Genomic DNA, 2,930 nt, shown 5'->3' with positions numbered 1-2,930 from the left:
TCTTCGTCGTTATGAACTTCAAGCAGGACGTCCATTCCGAGGTCGAAAGCTGCATCTTCAAGGGCTTTTGCGGTGTCATCCTCAACGGCTGCCAGAATGATTAAGATGCAGTCAGCCCCCCATGCCCGTGCCTCAAACACCTGATAGGGGTCGTAGAGAAAGTCCTTACGCAATGCCGGCAGGGAAACCGCGTCTCGCGCGGTTGTCAGAAATTCAGGTCTCCCCTGGAACGAGGGCGTGTCGGTCAAAATGGAAAGACAGGTTGCACCACCTTGTTCATAGGCTTTGGCGAGCTGCGGCGGGTCAAAATCTTCCCTGATCAGACCCTTGGAGGGGCTCGCCTTCTTGATTTCAGCAATGAGAGCGTACTCACCGGCTGTGTTTTTTGATTTGATCGCATTCAGAAATCCGCGCGGAGCGGAGACATCGCGGATTTGAGCCTTCAGTTCCACCACAGACGTGGTGCTTTTGGCGGCGGCGATTTCGTCGCGTTTGTAGGCTTCTATTTTCTGTAAGATGTCAGCCATTTGATTATCCGTTCGATGCGGCGACCAGTTTTTCCAAAGTGCTGGCAGCGGTGCCGTTGTCAATTGCCATCGCCGCCATTTCGACGCCGTCTTTCAGGTTGGATACCTTGTCAGCGACCAGCAGAGATGCCGCTGAGTTGAAGAGAACGATATCACGATAGGCGTTTTTCTCTCCTGCCAGTACTTCCTGAAGTGCCTTGGCATTTTCAGAGGGCTGTCCACCTTTGAGGTCTTCCGCTCTCGCAATTGGCAAGCCTACGTCAGATGGCGAGATCTCGAAGGATCGCACTTCGCCGTCCCTGAGTTCGCTCACATAGGTCGGACCGGTCGTAGTGATTTCGTCCATGCCGTCAGAACCATGAGCGACCCAGGCTTTTTCGGAGCCGAGTTCTTTGAGTGAGTGAGCGACTGGTTCGACCCATTTTTTCGCAAACACGCCAACCATCTGGCGTTTGACACCTGCCGGATTCGAAAGTGGACCGAGCAAATTGAAGATTGTGCGCGTCCCGAGTTCCATGCGGGTTGGTCCCACATGCTTCATTGCTGCGTGGTGGAGTGGTGCAAACATGAAGCCGATTCCGGCGGTGCGGATGCAATCTGAGATTTTCTCAGGTGATATATCAATATCGACGCCGAGTTGAGCGAGTGCTTCTGCCGCCCCGGATTTTGACGACAACGACCGGTTTCCATGTTTGGCGACAGGAACGCCACACCCGGCAACGACGAGCGCCGTGCAGGTTGAGATATTGTAGCTGCCAGAGTTGTCTCCGCCGGTGCCGACAATATCCATGGCATCGGTCGGAGCGTCGACAGGCAGCATTTTTGCACGCATTGTTGCGACGGCACCTGTGACTTCGGCGATGCTTTCGCCGCGCACTCTCAATGCCATGAGGAAACCGCCCAACTGAGAGGGGGTTGCGGATCCGGACAGGATCACGTCAAAAGCTTCCCGCGCTTCGGCCGGGCTCAAAGCGTGACCATCGGCAACTTTGGCGATGATGTCTTTGAACGTGCTCATGTCAGTATTCCACCTGTCTAGGAATCAATTTTGATTCAATCCGATGATCTGTGCGACACCGGCCTGGTTGATCTCCACGCCAGCCTTGTTTTCGCGGTCGGTTATGAACTGACCAAGCAGGGAATCCTGAAGCTGTTGCGACAACTGGTCTCCAAGGGCGGAAACTTCGGGAGCCGAAATATCGAATTCGGGCGTCGAAGTCGTCGTAACCTTCAATACCAGGCGGTCGTTGCCGTTGGCCGCAGCAGTTGTTGCGCTGGAGCCGACTGGGCCACCAAACACCGCTGAAACGGCTTCCGCGCCCAGATCACCCGATGGGGTGTTCCGTGTAAGGCCGTCGGCTGTCTGGACTTCAAGACCCTTTTCAGCCGCCAGTGCGATGAACGGTGTTCCGCTTTCCGCTTTGGCAAGAAGGTCTGCGGCGGTATCCGTGAGGCGGTTGGAAAGTTCATCTGATTTCCAGGCGGTGACAACGTTGTCTTTGACTTCGTCGAGACTGCGGTCGCGTGAGGGAATGACCTTGGCAACATCGTACCAGAGGAAACCACGGTCACCGAGCTGGAGAACATCATTCTCAATACCGATATCACTATCGAAGGTTCCGGCAACAAGGCCTTCTGCTTCCGGCAACTCTGCATCGGCTCCTGCAGTTGTTTTTCCGGATGCATCGAACGCTTCCGGGCTGACCACAGGCAATGAGAACCTGTCGCCCACTTCATCGAGAAGGGCTCCGCCAGCGCGGGCATCTTCAATTTCGTCCAGGAGATCCAGAATCTCGCGTTCCGCCTGTTCCTTGGCAAGTTCCTGAACGATACCCTCCTTGACCTCCTCGAAAGGTTGGGTGCTTTCGGGGAGAATTTCCTCAATATTCAGGATGACCGTGGAAAAGCGGCCTTCGACAGCGTCACTGCTTGCGCCGCTTTCCAGTGAGAATGCTACATCGCCAAGGGTTTCATCGAGAAAGTCGCTTTTGCTCATTACTCCGAGCGCTACGTCGTTGTTGCCGAGATTGCGTTCTGACATGAGTTGCTCAAAGGTTTTGCCGTCATGCAGTTCAGCAGCGGCTTCCTCGGCGGCTTCCTTCGACTGGAAAGACATTTGGCGAATCTTGCGACGTTCAGGCTGGTAGAAGTCGTCGGCACGACGCTCGTATTCTGAGCGCGCGTCTTCTTCATTGACATCTTCAGGTCGAGCGAGTGTGTCAGGTGTCAGTGCCACATACTTGATTTCGCGGAATTCCGGCGCCCGGAAATTGTCCTTCTTTTCCTCAAAATAGCTGCTCAGCGCATCGGTTGAGGGGTCTTCAATCTCTCCGATCGTATCGGTGGAAATCAGAAGATACTCCACCCCCCGGGTTTCGCGCTGATAGGCATCCAGTGCTTCAA

At 54.7% G+C, this 2,930-nt stretch carries 3 protein-coding genes; all 3 read right to left on the bottom strand.

What is annotated here, in order from left to right; genetic code table 11:
- Positions 1-527 (bottom strand): indole-3-glycerol-phosphate synthase (locus K5905_RS30885; protein ID WP_297591550.1); only part of this gene is annotated, 527 nt, incomplete at its 3' end.
- A gap of 4 nt (positions 528-531) precedes the next feature.
- Positions 532-1,545 (bottom strand): anthranilate phosphoribosyltransferase, encoded by a 1,014-nt coding sequence (trpD, locus tag K5905_RS30880; RefSeq protein WP_297591549.1) that lies wholly within the window; start codon positions 1,543-1,545, stop codon positions 532-534.
- A gap of 24 nt (positions 1,546-1,569) precedes the next feature.
- Positions 1,570-2,930 (bottom strand): peptidyl-prolyl cis-trans isomerase (locus K5905_RS30875; RefSeq protein WP_297591548.1); only part of this gene is annotated, 1,361 nt, incomplete at its 5' end.

Source organism: Roseibium sp., assembly GCF_025698965.1.
GTDB lineage: Bacteria > Pseudomonadota > Alphaproteobacteria > Rhizobiales > Stappiaceae > Roseibium.
This window is presented reverse-complemented; position numbering and strand designations above follow the sequence as displayed.

Excerpts from the sequence above, each read along its gene's own strand:
- trpD (WP_297591549.1), bottom strand. The coding sequence starts at position 1,545 with ATGAGCACGTTCAAAGACATCATCGCCAAAGTTGCCGATGGTCACGCT.